Source organism: Paenibacillus sp. SRL342, from assembly GCF_984798905.1.
Map to the genome: position 1 here is coordinate 266,244 of NZ_OZ481790.1, position 16,391 is coordinate 282,634.

Below are 16,391 nucleotides of genomic sequence, written 5' to 3' on the forward strand. Positions count from 1 at the left end.
AGAAAATTGCAAATTGATAAAAGTTTATCGGGCGATGTACTATCAAATCAAGAAAGCGCTACCTGATATGAATGTTTACATCATCTATGTTGAACAAGGAACTAAGAACAGAAAAAAGGATGTTTAAGGGATGTAAATGTAATGTATTATTACACTTGAGGTGTAGAAGGAGTGACGCATATGAGTCGAGCTACGGAAAGCATACCCGCCAAGATGGAACTCCAACAGAGGAAACATGTGGAGCCCAAGCGGCAGCATCCATTCATCAAAAGCCTCAAGAAACACTGGGAGCTCTACCTGCTCGTGTTGCCCCCGGTGTTGTATCTGTTGATCTTCAAGTACATCCCTATGGTGGGTGTCCAGATCGCCTTCAAGGACTTCAGTGTAGTCAAAGGAATCTGGGGAAGCCCGTGGGTCGGATTCAAACACTTTGAGGCCTTCTTCCAATCTCCAAACTTCTGGCTTTTAATCAAAAACACGATAGGTATCAGCTTTTATTCCTTAATCGCCGGTTTCCCTATTCCCATCTTGCTGGCGCTGGCGCTGAATGAGATTCGAACGGGTTACTTCAAGAAGACCGTGCAGATGGTCACCTACGCTCCGCATTTTATCTCCACGGTTGTTATGGTATCCATTATCATTCTAATGCTCTCCCCGCATGTGGGCGTAGTAGACAAGCTGTTCACACTGCTCGGCTTCCCGATGACCAACTTCATGGGCATCCCGGAATACTTCAAATCGATCTATGTCTGGTCCGGAGTATGGCAGGGCATGGGATATTCATCAATCATATACATTGCCGCCCTTGCTGGTGTTGATCCATCTCTCTATGAAGCAGCAAAGATGGACGGCGCATCAAGGCTTCGTAAAATATGGCACATCGACCTCCCATCGCTCGTTCCAGTCACCGTTATCATGCTGATTCTGAGTCTGGGCAGCATTATGGGCGTGGGCTTTGAGAAAATATACCTGATGCAGAATCCGCTCAACACAAGCGCTTCGGAGGTCATCTCCACGTATGTGTACAAGGTGGGTCTGATCGGAGCGAATTTCAGTTTCTCCTCGGCAGTAGGGTTCTTCAACTCCATTATCAACCTGATCCTGCTGGTTATCGTCAACGGCATATCGCGCAAAGTTTCCCAGAACAGCTTGTGGTAAAGGAGGAGCTTATCCATGTTCAACCTGATTAATCGTAACCGGATCAAGGACCCGCTCGGTGACCGCATTTTCATGACATTCAACTACATCTTTCTGTTCGCCATACTGCTAACGGTGTTTTACCCGCTTTTGTATATCATCAGTTCTTCGTTTAGCTCTTCACGAGCCGTGACATCCGGTCAGGTGTGGCTGTTCCCGGTAGACTTTAACATCAAGGCGTACATCTCCATTTTCAAAAGCCAACAGCTTATGCTCGGTTTCTATAACACGATCATTTACACCGTGGTGGGTACGTTCATTAACGTAGTGCTGACCGTCATGCTGGCATATCCTTTGTCACGCAAATCGTTCTATGGACGAGGGGCCATCATTATTTTCATGATGATTACGATGTTTTTTGATGGTGGTCTGATTCCCACCTACCTCTTGATGAAGGACTTGCACCTGCTCGATACACGCTGGGCGATGTGGCTGCCCGGGGCGCTCGCGGTGTTCCAAGTCATCGTGGCAAGGACTTTCTTCCAATCTTCCATCCCGGAAGAGCTTGGCGAGGCCGCGGAAATGGACGGTTGCCGGGATATTCGGTATCTGATCAGCGTGGTTCTTCCCTTATCGAAGCCTATTCTAGCGGTCATGACACTGATGTATGCCGTAGGTCACTGGAATGCGTACTTTGATGCACTGATCTACCTGCGTTCCGAGAAGTTGTTCCCTTTGCAATACGTGCTTCGCAATCTGCTTATCCTGAACGCGGCTGATCCGGCGATGCTTGCCAATACCAGCCAACAGATGCGGGACCAAGGGTTCGAGCAGGTGTTGAAATATGCACTGATTGTTGTCGCGAGCATTCCAATTCTGATCATGTATCCATTTGTACAGAAGCATTTTGTGAAAGGGGTCATGGTTGGTTCCCTCAAAGGTTAATCCTAGTGAGTTAAGCCCGGTTGCCTTTTGAAAGGAGGTGGAAGGAACACGCCGGCTTCCGGGAGCGATTTTATACACGTGCAGTACAAGTCAATAATTTGCCGTTATGAACAAAAAGGAGGAGTCAGATTGAGAAAATCTTGGATTTCGATGTTGTTTCTGGTCTTTGCTTCGATGGCTTTGTTGTCCGCATGCAGTTCATCCGAGGAATCGGGTGGAAGTAGCGACGGTAGCGGGGAGAGCGGTGGTCCTGTAACCATGACCCTCTTTGCTCCGCAAGGCAAAGCGTCCATGGAAGAGAATGAATTCACCCAATTTATCGAAGACAAGTTCGACGTTACCCTAAAATGGGATCTGGCCCCAACAGACGCTTTGCAGGATCGCAGACAATTGCTGCTGGCTAGTGGTGATTATCCGGAAGTATTTCTTCACGGCAAGTTCACCACCTCAGACCTTCAAACCTATGGAAAACAGGGCGTGTTCCTTCCGCTACAAGATCTAATTCAGAAGTATGGTCCGAATCTGACCAAGATTATGGAAGAGAAACCTTACTTCAAAGAAGCCATCACGGCACCGGACGGCAACATTTATGCGCTGCCTATCTTCAATGAATGTTACCACTGTACGTATGCACAGAAATACTGGATCAACACGGAGTGGCTTGATAATTTGGGCCTGAAAATGCCAACCACAACTGATGAACTGTATACCGTTCTGAAGGCGTTTAAGACACAAGATCCAAACGGTAACGGGAAAGCGGACGAGATTCCACTTACAGGCGCACCGAACAAGTATGTATGGAATGGCAACATTGATGCCTACCTGATGAATAGTTTTATATACAATGATAACGACAAATACCTGATCGTGAACGATGGCAAGGTGAGTTTTGCCGCCAATCAGGAAGGCTGGAAGAAAGGGCTGGAGTACATGAACAAGCTCTATGCAGATGGCCTGATTGACCCGGCTTCCTTTACACAGAACGATCAGGCGATAGGACAGCTGGGGAACAAGGAAGGCGACGAAGTGGTCGGCTCCATTACAACAGCGCTGGTCAGTTATCTCGTGAATACTTATGACAAAGACATCACCCGTCACCAACACTGGGAGATCGTTCCTCCATTGAAAGGACCAGATGGAGTGCATACGACAGGCGCTACACAGAGCGTAGGTGAGTTTGAGTTTGCCATCACCAACAAAGCGACAGAAGCACAACAAATTGCCGCCATCAAAATTGTAGACTACATGTTCAGTGAGGAAGGTGCGCTGTACGCGGAGTATGGCCCAACCGAAGGCAAGGGCTGGAAGAAGGCAGATGCCGATGAGAAAAACATCAATGGCGAGCCGGCCAAATACAGCTACTACAACCTGCCTGAGCGTGATCCAAACGTTGTTGTGAACGAGAGTTGGTCACAGATCGGAGCCCATGACTTGTCCAACACGTTCCGTAATCTGTTTGCCGAAGGACAGAACCCTTTAGAGGCAGAGGGTTATGGTACACGTCTGGCTCAAGCTACCAATGTGTATGAACCTTATGCACCCAAAGAAGTATACCCTGCGAACGTATTTATTCGTCCAGAGGATACCGAATCAGCAGCACAACTGACTACAGCCATTAAGGATTATGTGCAGACGAATATGGCACAGTTCATTATTGGCAGCAAGAGCATTGATAAGGAATGGGATTCGTATGTCAAAGGCTTTGATGGTCTCGGACTGAGTAATTACCTTGAGATCTACCAGCGTGCCATTGAGAAAAATCAATAATAGAAGGATTCAATATAGAGGCTGTCCCGTCTGTCACCCGTGACCGGGACGGTCTTCTCCTATGACAACCCCACGTCATCCGATATAATGTACTGAATATTTATGGGAAATTAGCGATCAGCACAGGTGTTTGTCGTCATTCAGCATGAACAGTAACGGTGGGGGGATCTCGGAGATGAACAACAATTGGTTTAGGCGTTTGCTGTTATCGTATCTGCCTGTTTTCTTTATTGTGACGACCATTCTATTTTTTATTTTCTTCCAGGTATTCAATGAACAGAACCGTAGGGAAGCACTCAAGGCCAATGAATTCCTAGCATCACAGGTAACGCAATATCTGGACAACTCCTTGCGTTCCATTGATTTCAAGGTACTGCGTGAGATTTTGACCAACCCTAACTTGAAGAATTATTTCTCGGTATCTGGCAGCGAAGATGTGTATGCCGGCATTCAGGCGGTCCAGGTGGTTGATGAATTGAAAATAGAGTATCCGCTGATTGATTCGATTTATCTCGTTCGATACGGGGATGGCACGGTCTTCAGTAACGGGAAGGCTGTTCCGATTGAAGAGTTCCCGGATGCAGACTTTATTGCAGATAGCCGGTCAAGGGATGAACAGAAGTGGGCAGGAGCACGAGCGTTCAAGGCTTTTCCTTCACAAGCGACGGAGCAGGTGATTACGATTGTGCGAAGTGTAGGAAACGGCAAAGGACTTGTGGTGACAAATGTGGACCTGAGTACCCTGAGAAAATCCATTATGCAGATGTATGATCCGGAATTTACGTTTGTGAACATCTTCAACCGTTCGGGCGGCAATCTGTGGGATAGCAGCATGCCAGGAGGGGTCGCAGCTTCTACTAAAACCACGTCGGGAGAAGTCTTCTCCGAATTTACGTCGAGTTATAGTGGTTGGAAGGTGCAGACAGGTCTCAACAATGGAAAAATCGTCAAGTGGACTCTGCAATTTTATAATATCTGGTTTGCCTTTGCGATAGTGGTTGTGTTGATCGGTGTGGTGTGGGTGATCTATGTGACCCGTAGAAATTACAAGCCGATTCAGCAGATTGTCACGTTAATTCAGACCGTCTCTTCACAGAAACAATCTGGACTGAACTATGGCAAGGAGAATGAGTTCCGATTCATCCATACAACACTGGAACGCATGATTGATCAGACGAGACAATATCAGGAGGAGCATGAAGAGAATCTGATTTTGCAGAAAAAAATGTTTTTTCAGGAGTTGCTGGAGGGCACACGAGACTTTACGAGCACGGAGCTGACAGCGGAGATGAAGAAGTTCAAACTGCCTGAGCTGGAGCATCGTTGGGCCGTCATGGTAATTGAAATGGATCGGTATGATACATTTGTGACGGAGTATCATCATCAGGACCAATCCCTCCTGAAATTTGTGTTATCCAGTATTCTGCAAGAGAGTGCACGCCATGAAGGGACGGAAGTATGGGCTGAATGGATCTCCGATCAGCGTCTGTACGCCATCCTCTGGATTCCGGAAATGGAACAAGCTGAGGAGACTGAACATCGATTGCTTGCTGGTTATCTGGACAGAATCGATCAGTATCTGAACTTCACCGTGACCATTGGTGTTGGTCGGGTTGCTGTCGATATTCGGGGGCTGAGAGCTTCATTGAAAGAAGCCGTGCACGCGCTGGAGTACAAGGCTGTACTGGGGATAAATCGTATCATTCCGTGTAGCGATGTGCCGAATTCGACCAATGATGTGTATGAGTTCCTGAAAACCATCTCACTGTTGGTACAGGCGATGCGTTTATCGGACGATGTCTGGGAAAAGCATTTTGAAAGACTCTTTGAACAAATCAGTGAGTCCGTTCTATCCCGGCAGGAGATTATGAATACGATCCAACTGTTATTTCAACATTACAATCGGGAATTCGCCGAACTTCCACGGGAGTATCAGGAGTCATGGGCTGCTATATTCACCCCACTTCTCCCAAGGCTTGAAGGCTGGGAGACGTTAGACGATCTGCGTAAGCTGTGTTGGGAAGGGTTCAGGGAACTGGCGCTGCAGATGCAGACGCTGCATTGTTCCCGAAAACACAGATCACATATTCTGGAGATTCGCAAATACATCGAAGAGCATTACAACAATCCTGATCTGTCACTGAACTACCTTAGTGATCTATTCGATATTAATCCGAAGTATCTGAGCAAGCTTTTCAAGGATGAGATTGGGGAGAAGTTTGTGGATCTGCTCATTAGTCATCGTATCGAAAAAGCCAAGCTGCTCATGCAGGAGACCGATAAGGCTATTCAGGAGATCAGTGAGGAAGTGGGATACACAAACTATAATTCCTTCAACCGGGCTTTCAAGAACGTGGTGGGTGTGGCACCAAGTGACTACCGCAAAGCCATGTGATGTAAGTGCACCCGCCTAACTAATTCCGAACGCATAAGGAGAATGTGCATATGGACTATAAAGATGCTTCGCTTCCCATTCAGGAGCGGGTTCAGGATCTGATCGGACGGATGACAACGGAAGAGAAGATTGGACAACTCATTCAGCCGATGGGATGGAAGACGTATGATAAAGCAGCTGATGGTACAGTACAGGTGACGGAAGAGTTCAAAGCGGACATGGAACAGGGCGGTGTTGGTTCTCTGTATGGTGTGCTTCGGGCCGATCCATGGACGGAAGTGACACTTGAAACGGGGCTTACTCCACGGCAGGGAGCCGTTGCCACGAATGTCATTCAGCAGTATGCCATGGAGCATTCCCGGCTGGGCATTCCCATTTTGTTCGGAGAAGAATGTTCCCACGGGCATATGGCGATCGGGGCAACAGTTTTTCCGGTACCGTTAATGGTGGGCAGCACATGGAATATGGAGTTATACCGCAAGATGTGTGAAGCCATAGCTGTGGAGACCCGGAGCCAGGGGGGAGCGGCAACGTATTCCCCGGTGCTTGATGTCGTACGTGACCCGAGATGGGGACGGACGGAGGAATGTTTTGCCGAAGATCCATACCTAATCGGTGAATTTGCAGTAGAAGCGATGAAGGGACTACAGGGTGATCGCCTCGATTCCAACCAGACGATTGTCGCGACACTCAAGCATTTTGCGGCTTATGGCAGCTCGGAGGGTGGGCGTAATGCAGCACCTGTGCATATGGGATTACGTGAATTACATGAAATAGATCTGTTGCCGTTCAAAAAAGCAGTGGAAGCCGGGGCTTGCTCCGTGATGACCGCCTATAACGAGATTGATGGCGTACCTTGCACATCCAGTACGTATCTGCTGAATAACCTTCTGCGTGAGCAGTGGGGTTTTGATGGGTTTGTGATTACTGATTTTGGTGCCATTCAGATGCTGGTCCATGGACATAACACCGCTGAGAACGGGGAGCAGGCTGTAGCACAGTCCCTTCAGGCAGGGGTAGACATGGAGATGTCCGGGTACATGTATCGCAAACATCTCGCTCAGGCGTTGGAGCAGGGACTGATCGAAGAGAAGGATCTGGACTTGGCTGTGTGGCGGGTGCTGGAGATGAAATTCAGACTTGGGTTATTTGAACAACCTTTCGTTGATCCAGAGTTTGCAGAGCGGGTTATCGGATGTGAAGACCACAATCAGCTGGCGAGGGAAGTTGCACAAGAGGGGATTGTTTTACTGAAAAATGAGGGGGATACCCTTCCGCTTGCCAAAACAGGTACGAAGCTAGCTGTTATTGGTCCGAACGCGAACCATATCTATAACCAGCTTGGGGACTATACCTCGCCACAGCCGAGAGAACAGATTGTCACCGTACTGGATGGTATTACGCGCAAGCTTGGCGCGGATTCGGGCCAGGTGCTGTACGCACCTGGCTGCCGGATTAAAGGCGATTCCAGAGAGGGCTTTGCACAAGCGCTCGCCTGTGCAGAACAGGCGGATGTCATCGTGATGGTGATGGGTGGTTCCAGCGCCCGCGATTTTGGTGAAGGTACGATCGATTTGCGGACAGGTGCTTCAGTGGTGACCGATGATCCATGGAACGACATGGAGTGTGGTGAGGGCATTGACCGGGCTTCCCTGAATCTCATGGGTGTTCAATTGGAGATGGTACAGGAGGTACATAAGTTGGGGAAACCCGTTATCGTCGTGTATATTAACGGCCGCCCCATTGCTGAACCTTGGATTGATGAGCATGTCCATGCGATTGTGGAAGCGTGGTACCCCGGGCAGGAAGGCGGTAACGCGATTGCAGATATTTTGTTTGGCGATGTGAATCCATCGGGTCGCCTTACGGTTTCCATTCCCAAGCATGTTGGACAACTTCCGGTCTATTATCATGCCAAACGCACTCGTGGCAAGCGGTATCTGGAGATGGATCTGGCGCCGCAGTATCCGTTTGGATATGGACTGAGCTACACCGAATTCAAATACGAGAATGTAAGAGTAATACCAGACGTAATTGGGCCAGAAGATGAAGCGCAGGTGATGGTTGAAGTCACCAATACCGGAGCGGTATCGGGAAGCGAGGTTGTACAGTTGTACATCACGGATATGTCGGCTTCGGTCACCCGGGCTGAAATGTCACTTAAGGGTTTTCGTAAAATCCATCTGGAGCCAGGACAGACTCATACCGTTACGTTCCCTGTGCAAAAAGAACATCTCGCACTGATCGACTCCCGTCTCCAGTCTGTCGTAGAACCGGGTGAATTCAGGCTCATGGTTGGCCGTAATTCCACAGATTGGACCGCTTGCAGTCTGCAGATCCAGAAGGTGGGGGTGGAGGTATGATTCGAATTCAGCGATTCATCGAAGATCTGAAACAGCGGCAATGGCTGGATACGATCGAGCTTCCAGTGTGGGAGATGCAGAGGGCCAGATACATTCGGCCAGGGGAATACGAGTACGAGCAGGCACATGAAAATAAAGATGAGCAGGCAAACAAGGCCATGCAAAACTTGAATCCGCTGAACAGCGTACACGGAACGACGTATTTTCTGCGCAAACGTGTGGAGATTCCGGCGGAATGGCAAGATCAGGCTATTGGTCTGATCTTCGATGCCGGAGGAGAAGGGCTGTTGAAGGTGAATGGCATGCCTTATCATGGACTGGATCGGAATCACTGGTTCGTACCCCTTCCGAGGAGTCGTGTTGGCAATACACCGCAGTTGGAGATTGAACTCTATGATCCGATTCCAGAGCCGCATGATCCACTCAACCGACAAGCTGTTATTCAGCCGCCTATTCAGGGCATTCGGGCAGCATTGGTTCATATTAATCAGCCACTGCAGAGCCTGATGTACAGCGTTACGGTACTCGCCGAGTCGCTCCGGGCATATAACGAGAAGGAGCCCAAGCGGATGGCACTTGTTCAGGCCATTCATCAGGTGATGGATGACATGTACAATGACCCGGAACGCTGGAGTGATGCAGCCTGGATACAGAACTTCGAATATGGGTTAGCACAGTCGGTACAGCAGGAAGACCCGGAGGAATATCGAAGTGGCTTCATGCATCTGGTTGGACAATCCCACATTGATATTGCCTGGCTGTGGCCTGTACGTGAGACGGTTCGCAAGTCCAGTCGCACGTTTTCGACCATGTGTACCTTGATGGACACGTACCCGGATTTTGTGTATTCCCAGAGCCAGCCGCAGTTGTATGCCTTCGTGAAGGATCATTACCCGGAGTTGTACGAGCGAGTTAAAGCCCGTATTGCCGAAGGCCGCTGGGAGTTGGTTGGAGGCATGTGGGTGGAGCCGGATCTGAATATTCCGAGTGGTGAGTCATTGGTTCGGCAAATTCTGTATGGGCAGAACTTCTACCAGGCGGAGTTTGGCAAACGCTCCAACATTGAGTGGCTGCCAGATACCTTTGGTTACTGTGCTTCCTTGCCGCAGATGCTGAAGCTCGCCAATATTCCTTATTTTATGACCACCAAGCTGAATTGGAATGATACCAATGCGTTTCCGTATGACCTCTTCGACTGGGTAGGCATAGATGGCACTTCCGTGCTGGCATATCTGAATCATGGGGTGAATGAACATACGCGTCCCAAAGATGTGGATGAACATTGGCAATCATTTAAACAAAAGGATGTACACCCTGAGCAAATGTTGCTTTACGGACATGGCGATGGTGGTGGCGGCGTGACGAATGAGATGGTGGAGTTTGCGGAGCGATCCCATTTGATGGTTGGACAGCCAATCAGCAAATTCAGCACAGCAGGGGCTTTTTTTGAAGATATATCGTTAAACAACCCGACGTTGCCAAAATGGCACGGGGACTTGTACCTGGAACTGCATCGCGGAACCTATACGACCCATGCAAGGAACAAACGTAGTAACCGAAAAGCAGAGGTATTGTACCGGGAAGCGGAGATCTGGGGGCAATTTGCCGGGGCTTACGCCGTACAAAAGAAGAATGATCTGGATGAAGGCTGGAAGTTGATTATGCTCAACCAATTCCATGACATTATTCCGGGAACGTCGATTCCAGAAGTTTACGTAACGTCCACTGAGGAGTACACAAAGGTATTTGCATTAGGTACATCCGCACTGCGGGAAACGCTGGATACCCTTGCGGAGAACATTGCAACAGATGAAGTGGATGGTCTGCCCTACATTATATTCAACAGCCTCGGCTGGGAACGTGGAGAAAATATCACCATTACAGGGGATGCTCACCTCGCCAGGATGGCAGCATTCGATCGTGAAGGTAACCGTCTGGCCTGTGATCTCGAACAAAAGGAAGACAAGTATACACTGCTCGTGCATGTTCCGTCGATTCCTGCTTTTGGGTATACAACGATATGGCTACGAGAGGCACCGGATGTTATCCTTCCATTAAGGGAAGAAGAACTTTTCCCTTCCACGTGGGAAACGGAATTTTACACGCTTGAGTTCAATGACTTGGGAGAGATTACCAGATGGTATGACAAAACGGTAGGACGCGACTGGCTGAAGCCCGGTGATCGGGCGAATGAGTGGCAGTTTTTCCATGACAAACCGACGTACTGGGATGCATGGGATATCGATCCACGGTTTGAATCCCAGCGCGCAGGTGAAGTGCAGTTGATCTCCAGAGAGGTTGTACAGCACGGGGCTACGCGAGATGTACTGCGTTTTGTCTGGAAGCTGAATCAATCGGAGATCAGTCAGGATATCATTTTGCATCGTTACCAGCGGCGTGTTGATTTCCATACAAAAGTGAACTGGAATGAGAGCCATAAGCTGCTCAAGGTGGCATTTCCGGTGGATCTGGTGGCAGCCAAAGCAGCCTATGAAATCCCGTTTGGAGCGCTGGAGCGTCCAACTCATAACAACACCAGTTGGGAGCAGGCACAGTTCGAGGTCTGCGGACATCGTTGGGCGGATATCTCGGAGGGCAACAGCGGTGTGAGTTTGCTGAATGATTGCAAGTACGGCTATGACATCAAGGATCGGACGATACGTCTGTCCCTGCTTCGTGCCCCGAAATGGCCGGATGAACATGCCGATCAGGGCGATCATGAGTTCACGTATTCATTTCTGCCCCATCAGGGGGATTGGCGACAAGCTGCCGTGGTTAGCCGGGCGATGGAGCTTAACCATCCGTTGGAGGTTGTGGCAGCGAGTCAGCATTCTGGTCCATTGCCAGCAGAACACGCTTGGATTCAGTTCCAGAGTGAACATGTCATTCTGGATGCAATTAAGCCTGCAGAAGATGGCTCGGGAACGGTACTACGTTTCTACGAATCATCAGGCAGTCGAGAAACGGTGCATGTCCAGTGGGCTGAAAAGGAAATCAAAGCGTCCATCATTAATCTGTTGGAGGATGAGATCCATCCGTTGGCTAGTGTGAATGGAGCATTCGAACTGACCTTTAAACCGTATGAGATCAAGTCGGTGAAACTTGTTGATATCAGTAATGAGTCGAACCTTACATTTATATGAGAACGTAGAGTTACTCATTCAATCACGGGAGGTATGACATGAAATTAACGAACAAGATCGGTGTCATCGTGGATAGCTTTGGTGTAGGCGTACGGGAAGGGTTGAACAAAGCCAAAGACGTAGGTGCAGAAGGTGTGCAGATCTACGCCGTCAAGGGAGAGATGGACCCCGAAAATTTGTCGCCTGCGGCGCGCAAAGAGTTAAAGAGTTACATCGATTCTCTAGGTCTCGACATTTCAGCATTGGTCGGCGATCTGGGTGGACATGGGTTTCAGGTCAAGGAAGATAATCCGTGGAAAGTAGAGAAGTCGAAGCGAATCGTGGATCTCGCTTTGGATCTGGGCACCAACATCGTCACAACACATATCGGTATTGTTCCACATGATTCTTCATCGGAAGTCTACGCTACGCTTCACGCTGCTTGTGAGGAGCTGGGCCAATATGCCAAAAGTGTTGGTGCATACTTTGCCATTGAGACAGGACCGGAAACGGCTGCTGATTTGAAAGGATTTCTGGATACGCTGTCGACCAACGGAGTATCGGTGAATTTTGACCCGGCGAATATGGTGATGGTGACCGGAGATGATCCGGCGCGGGGCGTTCATCTGCTCAAGGATTACATCGTACATACCCATGTGAAGGATGGGGTGCGGCTGAAGGAAGTGGACCCAAGAGATGTATACGGTGCAGTCGGTTATGCACCTATGGATCACGATAAGATTGCCGAGATGGTCTCTTCCGGAACCTTCTTCCGTGAGGTGCCACTGGGCGAGGGTGGCGTTGATTTTGACGGATACTTTGCAGCTCTTCAGGAGATTGGGTACACCGGTTATCTGACGATTGAGCGTGAGGTAGGCGATCAGCCGGAGCGAGACATTCGCAAGGCAGTTCAATTTATCCAACAATATCGATAGGGAGTTGAGCAGATGAGAGTGGGCCTGAGCACGTATAGTTTGTTGAACGATTTGAATTCGGGTGAGATGACGGTGCTGGATGTGATCGATTGGATTGCGGCGAACGGCGGCGAGCATATGGAGATGGTTCCTTACGGTTATACCGTGGAGGATAATCATGATCTGGCTGATGCGATTCGGGAACGGGCGGCATCTGCAGGTATTGAACTGTCCAACTACTCGATGCCAGCCAATTTTGTGCAGGAGACGGAAGAGGCATTTGCTGAAGAGATGGCTCGGGTCAAAAGACATGTGGATGTCGTTCACCGGATGGGTGTAAAACATATGCGTCATGACGTCACGGCGTTTACCCTGCCGAAAGAGAAGATGACCATTGCCTGGTTCGAGGAACATCTGCCGCTGATGGTGCGGGGAAGCCAGATTATTGCGGATTATGCTGCGCAGTTTGGTATCACCACTACCATTGAAAATCACGGCTTCAGTGTACAGGCGAGTGATCGGGTGCAGCGTGTTCTGCATGCTGTAGATCGTCCGAACTTCAAAACAACACTCGATATTGGCAACTTCATGTGCGTGGATGAGAATCCGATTATCGGTGTCATGAAAAATCTGCCGTACGCTTCTCTGGTCCACTTCAAAGATTTCTACTTCCGTCCTTATGATGAGCATCCGGGTGAGGGTGAATGGTTCACCACAGCCTACGGCAACTTCCTGCGTGGGGCCATCGTTGGACAAGGTGACATTCCAATTCGTAAAATTGTAAAGCTGATCAAAGACTTCGGTTATGATGGTCACATTACGGTGGAGTTCGAAGGCATGGAGGAATGTAAGTCCGCATCCAAAATCGCCATGGACAACCTGCGTCGCTTCTGGGAAGAGGCGTAACGAAGCATAAAGAAGGAATGGATCAAGGGCCACTTTTCGAAGTGGCCCTTATTGTTGATCATCAGGATTCTGGACTGCCCATCGATCCAGGATCATTTCGATGTAACGCATGGTTTCCGTTGTCATACCATATACACGAGCTGACTGATCATCCTCTGGGGCGATATAATCCCAATATTTTTCTGCCAATTCTGCATTCCCTTGAAAAGCCCTTTCAGCATAATCAGAGATTCGGATGGCCAGTAACCGTGAGGCTTCGGAATCCGGAGGTTCCATCTTGCATGTATGAATTTCTTTAAGAATATCGGCCCATTCCAGGGATATTGAATTGTTCTGATTATTCAGAGGTAACGATTCCATTTCTTCATGTGTAAAAACATCTTGACGGAACTTGCCCGGAGGCTGATCCAGTTCACGGATGAAACCCAACATTTCATCCAGACTGATTGTACCGGATGCTCTGATGGCATATAGGGTTGAAAAAAGAAGATGCTCGACCTTGCTTAATCTCTCCTGCTGTTCCTTAACGACGGCCAATTGTTGTTCCAACGTATTATTCCATAAAGTAAGGGTACTCTCTGGTTCAGAGCGAGCAGCATCCTGATCGAGGAATTCTCCAATCTCATTCAATTTAAAATGCATTTTCTTCAGAATGGTAATCTGCTGAAGCCGTAAAATATCCTTTTCACCATATAAGCGATACTGATTGTTCTCATTACGGGCCGGTCGCAGTAAACCCAGCTTCTCATAATAATGCAGTGTTCGGATGGACACTCCGGTATGTTTGGATAGTTGTCCAACGGTATACAACAGGCAGATCCCTCCCTCATGATTTCTGTATTCTCCACCAGCGCCATGCATTGAGCACCGCCAGAATGATCCCACCGACGAAGATTATCATCATATACAAAATAAATATTTCGGCCAACCCGTTATCTTGCGCGGTATAGTTTAACAATGCGGGTCTATCACCTGGCATAACAACGAATCTGGCTACTTCCAGGTAAGCGACATGAAATCCGATGGAGGCCCATAAAGATCCGGTCAAACTGCGCAGAAGCTGTAACGTAATACCATAGGTCAAGAGCAAGATCATATAATCCAAGGTTATCCGGCTTCCGGCATCCATACCGACGAGCTCTTGCAATAGGCTGACACTCATCGGAACCAGCAGAAAGAGTATGATTTGAGTTACATAAGCGAAAAACACAGGAAGTCGCAGTCTGAAGCGTAATCCATCATAGACCATGCCTCGCATGGATAGTTCCTCTGGCAAAGCCTCATACAAGAAAGCAATACAACTATTAAGTACGACAGCAAGCAAGAACTCAGCTGAGAAGTGCCACTCCGTAATCGTAATCCAGTTGTTCATACTGGCTATCGCCAACCCGATGAAGGCCAGAGAAGTGGCAAATAATGCGCCAGAGAGCAAGTGAACTATGCTTTTTCCTGTCAGAGGAAGAAGAATGGACTTCATATGGAAGTGTCTTCGAATGATGAACAGTGCGGGTAAGACGATACTAATAATGACAACAGCTTGGGTGAGATGAACCATCCAATCAGCAGCACCAATAGTGCCGACAAGCTCCCCTGCGAGTGTAGCAAAAAACAAACCCAATGTCATCGTTAACCAACTCATTCCAATAATGGCTATTCCACTGCTGCGTCGTTTCTTGGTTACATGTTCAGGTGACATACTCATGCTAATCCCCTCCTGAAGCCAGTATAAACCCTCGAGTTAACGTCAGGGTCAAGCAGGGAATATGCCTATCAGAATATGGTTCTGCGCAAGGATTAAGTTACGAGCAGCACAAGTGTGGTATACTGGATATATTCAGCCTGATAATAACTGGCTATGGATAGGAGATGTCACTGATCTATGCAGGTATTCGAGGACTGGAATCAGAAAGTAAAGAGGACGTTTAATGCTACGAACCCAGAGGTAGTGTTGACGGTATCGGAAGCTGGAAGTTTGCTTGGTTTGACCAAAGACCAGATGAAACTGTACGTGGACAAGAACAAACTAACGAAGGTCCCGATCATGAGAAGTGTTCACCGATACCTCTTATTGAAAAGTGAAATAGATAACATCGTTCAAGCTCGATAATTTCATAGGATTGAACACAACCATTTTACCGATAGGATTCGGGAGAGTGGTCTTTTTTTTATCGGAAAGGGGACAGAATGTGCTGAATAAAGTGTCAGGTTGGTTCTATCAGCGGGTGAATTGGAAATGGGTTGTAGCTGCGGTTGTTGTTTTTGCCTGTTTTATTGCATTCATTCTGCCCTGGCAGGCGGCAAAGTCGGAGGAGGCCACAGGTGGTGGGCAGTCCCCGGATTCATCGTTTCTGTACACGGCGGATGATCTTTATCAGATGGCTGAGCAGTATGGAGAAGCAGGGCGAAGCGCCTATATTCAGGCACGGTTCACATTTGACCTCATATGGCCCTTGGCCTATCTGTCCCTCTTGGTTGTTCTGTTATCGATACTCTATCGCGTGCTTCCGATAAAGAGTCGCTGGCGTTGGGTGAATCTGATTCCGGTCTTAGGTTGGGCTATGGACATGCTTGAAAATATAGGTGCGTCCCTGATCATGTATCGTTATCCTGAACGTACACCTGTGCTTGCTGAACTCACTCCGATATGTACCCTGTTGAAATGGTGTCTGATCTATGCCAGTTTTGCAGCACTGGTTCCGGGTGTCTTGATCACGGTTCTCTACTATATACGCAGGCGCAAGAAGTAGTGGAGAGAGGGATGGATTAAGAATATGTTGGTAACCCTAATCGTGTAAAGGTCCGCAGAGATGAGTGTAGAAATATACGCTTGTCAAAGGACAAC

Annotated in this window: 12 protein-coding genes; 10 read left to right on the plus strand and 2 right to left on the minus strand. The window is 48.5% G+C overall.

The window, feature by feature from the left end:
- The first annotated feature begins 180 nt into the window (after positions 1–180).
- The 8 genes from AC4E8D_RS01250 to AC4E8D_RS01285 all read left to right on the plus strand — a co-directional run bounded on the left by AC4E8D_RS01250 (position 181) and on the right by AC4E8D_RS01285 (position 13,549).
- The gene (locus tag AC4E8D_RS01250; RefSeq protein ID WP_074093076.1) at positions 181–1,158 is read left to right on the plus strand and encodes an ABC transporter permease; all 978 of its coding nucleotides are present in this window, start codon (positions 181–183) and stop codon (positions 1,156–1,158) included.
- A gap of 15 nt (positions 1,159–1,173) precedes the next feature.
- Positions 1,174–2,082, plus strand: coding sequence for a carbohydrate ABC transporter permease (locus AC4E8D_RS01255; RefSeq protein ID WP_017691189.1), 909 nt, complete (start codon positions 1,174–1,176; stop codon positions 2,080–2,082).
- A gap of 129 nt (positions 2,083–2,211) precedes the next feature.
- A complete protein-coding gene (locus AC4E8D_RS01260) occupies positions 2,212–3,849 on the plus strand; it encodes a type 2 periplasmic-binding domain-containing protein (protein ID WP_221822293.1) in 1,638 nt (545 codons plus the stop codon).
- 145 nt (positions 3,850–3,994) lie between these two features.
- The gene (locus AC4E8D_RS01265; RefSeq protein WP_490205760.1) at positions 3,995–6,244 is read left to right on the plus strand and encodes a helix-turn-helix domain-containing protein; all 2,250 of its coding nucleotides are present in this window, start codon (positions 3,995–3,997) and stop codon (positions 6,242–6,244) included.
- A 50-nt stretch (positions 6,245–6,294) separates the two neighbouring features.
- The gene (locus AC4E8D_RS01270) at positions 6,295–8,607 is read left to right on the plus strand and encodes a glycoside hydrolase family 3 N-terminal domain-containing protein (RefSeq protein ID WP_221822291.1); all 2,313 of its coding nucleotides are present in this window, start codon (positions 6,295–6,297) and stop codon (positions 8,605–8,607) included.
- On the plus strand, positions 8,604–11,750 hold the full coding sequence (locus tag AC4E8D_RS01275) for an alpha-mannosidase (protein WP_449003746.1): 3,147 nt from the start codon (positions 8,604–8,606) through the stop codon (positions 11,748–11,750). The genes AC4E8D_RS01270 and AC4E8D_RS01275 overlap by 4 nt, the downstream gene beginning before the upstream one ends.
- Positions 11,751–11,788: 38 nt before the next feature.
- The gene (locus tag AC4E8D_RS01280; protein ID WP_449003745.1) at positions 11,789–12,664 is read left to right on the plus strand and encodes a sugar phosphate isomerase/epimerase family protein; all 876 of its coding nucleotides are present in this window, start codon (positions 11,789–11,791) and stop codon (positions 12,662–12,664) included.
- A 12-nt stretch (positions 12,665–12,676) separates the two neighbouring features.
- A complete protein-coding gene (locus AC4E8D_RS01285) occupies positions 12,677–13,549 on the plus strand; it encodes a sugar phosphate isomerase/epimerase family protein (protein ID WP_449003744.1) in 873 nt (290 codons plus the stop codon).
- Positions 13,550–13,597: 48 nt separating this feature from the next.
- Here AC4E8D_RS01285 and AC4E8D_RS01290 read toward each other — a convergent pair whose 3' ends face one another.
- Both AC4E8D_RS01290 and AC4E8D_RS01295 read right to left on the minus strand, forming a co-directional pair.
- Positions 13,598–14,359 (minus strand): MerR family transcriptional regulator, encoded by a 762-nt coding sequence (locus AC4E8D_RS01290; protein WP_221822284.1) that lies wholly within the window; start codon positions 14,357–14,359, stop codon positions 13,598–13,600.
- 16 nt (positions 14,360–14,375) lie between these two features.
- Positions 14,376–15,251, minus strand: coding sequence for a CPBP family glutamic-type intramembrane protease (locus tag AC4E8D_RS01295; protein WP_339181212.1), 876 nt, complete (start codon positions 15,249–15,251; stop codon positions 14,376–14,378).
- A gap of 177 nt (positions 15,252–15,428) precedes the next feature.
- Between AC4E8D_RS01295 and AC4E8D_RS01300 the strand changes: the two genes are divergently transcribed.
- Together AC4E8D_RS01300 and AC4E8D_RS01305 are read left to right on the plus strand one after the other, a co-directional pair.
- Positions 15,429–15,656 (plus strand): hypothetical protein, encoded by a 228-nt coding sequence (locus AC4E8D_RS01300; protein WP_017691180.1) that lies wholly within the window; start codon positions 15,429–15,431, stop codon positions 15,654–15,656.
- A gap of 79 nt (positions 15,657–15,735) precedes the next feature.
- Positions 15,736–16,296 (plus strand): hypothetical protein, encoded by a 561-nt coding sequence (locus tag AC4E8D_RS01305; RefSeq protein ID WP_339181214.1) that lies wholly within the window; start codon positions 15,736–15,738, stop codon positions 16,294–16,296.
- The last annotated feature ends 95 nt before the right edge of the window (positions 16,297–16,391 follow it).

Coding starts and splice junctions, on each gene's coding strand:
- AC4E8D_RS01285 (WP_449003744.1), top strand. CDS start 12,677: ATGAGAGTGGGCCTGAGCACGTATAGTTTGTTGAACGATTTGAATTCG.
- AC4E8D_RS01300 (WP_017691180.1), top strand. CDS start 15,429: ATGCAGGTATTCGAGGACTGGAATCAGAAAGTAAAGAGGACGTTTAAT.
- AC4E8D_RS01270 (WP_221822291.1), top strand. CDS start 6,295: ATGGACTATAAAGATGCTTCGCTTCCCATTCAGGAGCGGGTTCAGGAT.
- AC4E8D_RS01280 (WP_449003745.1), top strand. CDS start 11,789: ATGAAATTAACGAACAAGATCGGTGTCATCGTGGATAGCTTTGGTGTA.
- AC4E8D_RS01275 (WP_449003746.1), top strand. CDS start 8,604: ATGATTCGAATTCAGCGATTCATCGAAGATCTGAAACAGCGGCAATGG.
- AC4E8D_RS01250 (WP_074093076.1), top strand. CDS start 181: ATGAGTCGAGCTACGGAAAGCATACCCGCCAAGATGGAACTCCAACAG.
- AC4E8D_RS01295 (WP_339181212.1), bottom strand. CDS start 15,251: ATGAGTATGTCACCTGAACATGTAACCAAGAAACGACGCAGCAGTGGA.
- AC4E8D_RS01265 (WP_490205760.1), top strand. CDS start 3,995: ATGAACAGTAACGGTGGGGGGATCTCGGAGATGAACAACAATTGGTTT.
- AC4E8D_RS01255 (WP_017691189.1), top strand. CDS start 1,174: ATGTTCAACCTGATTAATCGTAACCGGATCAAGGACCCGCTCGGTGAC.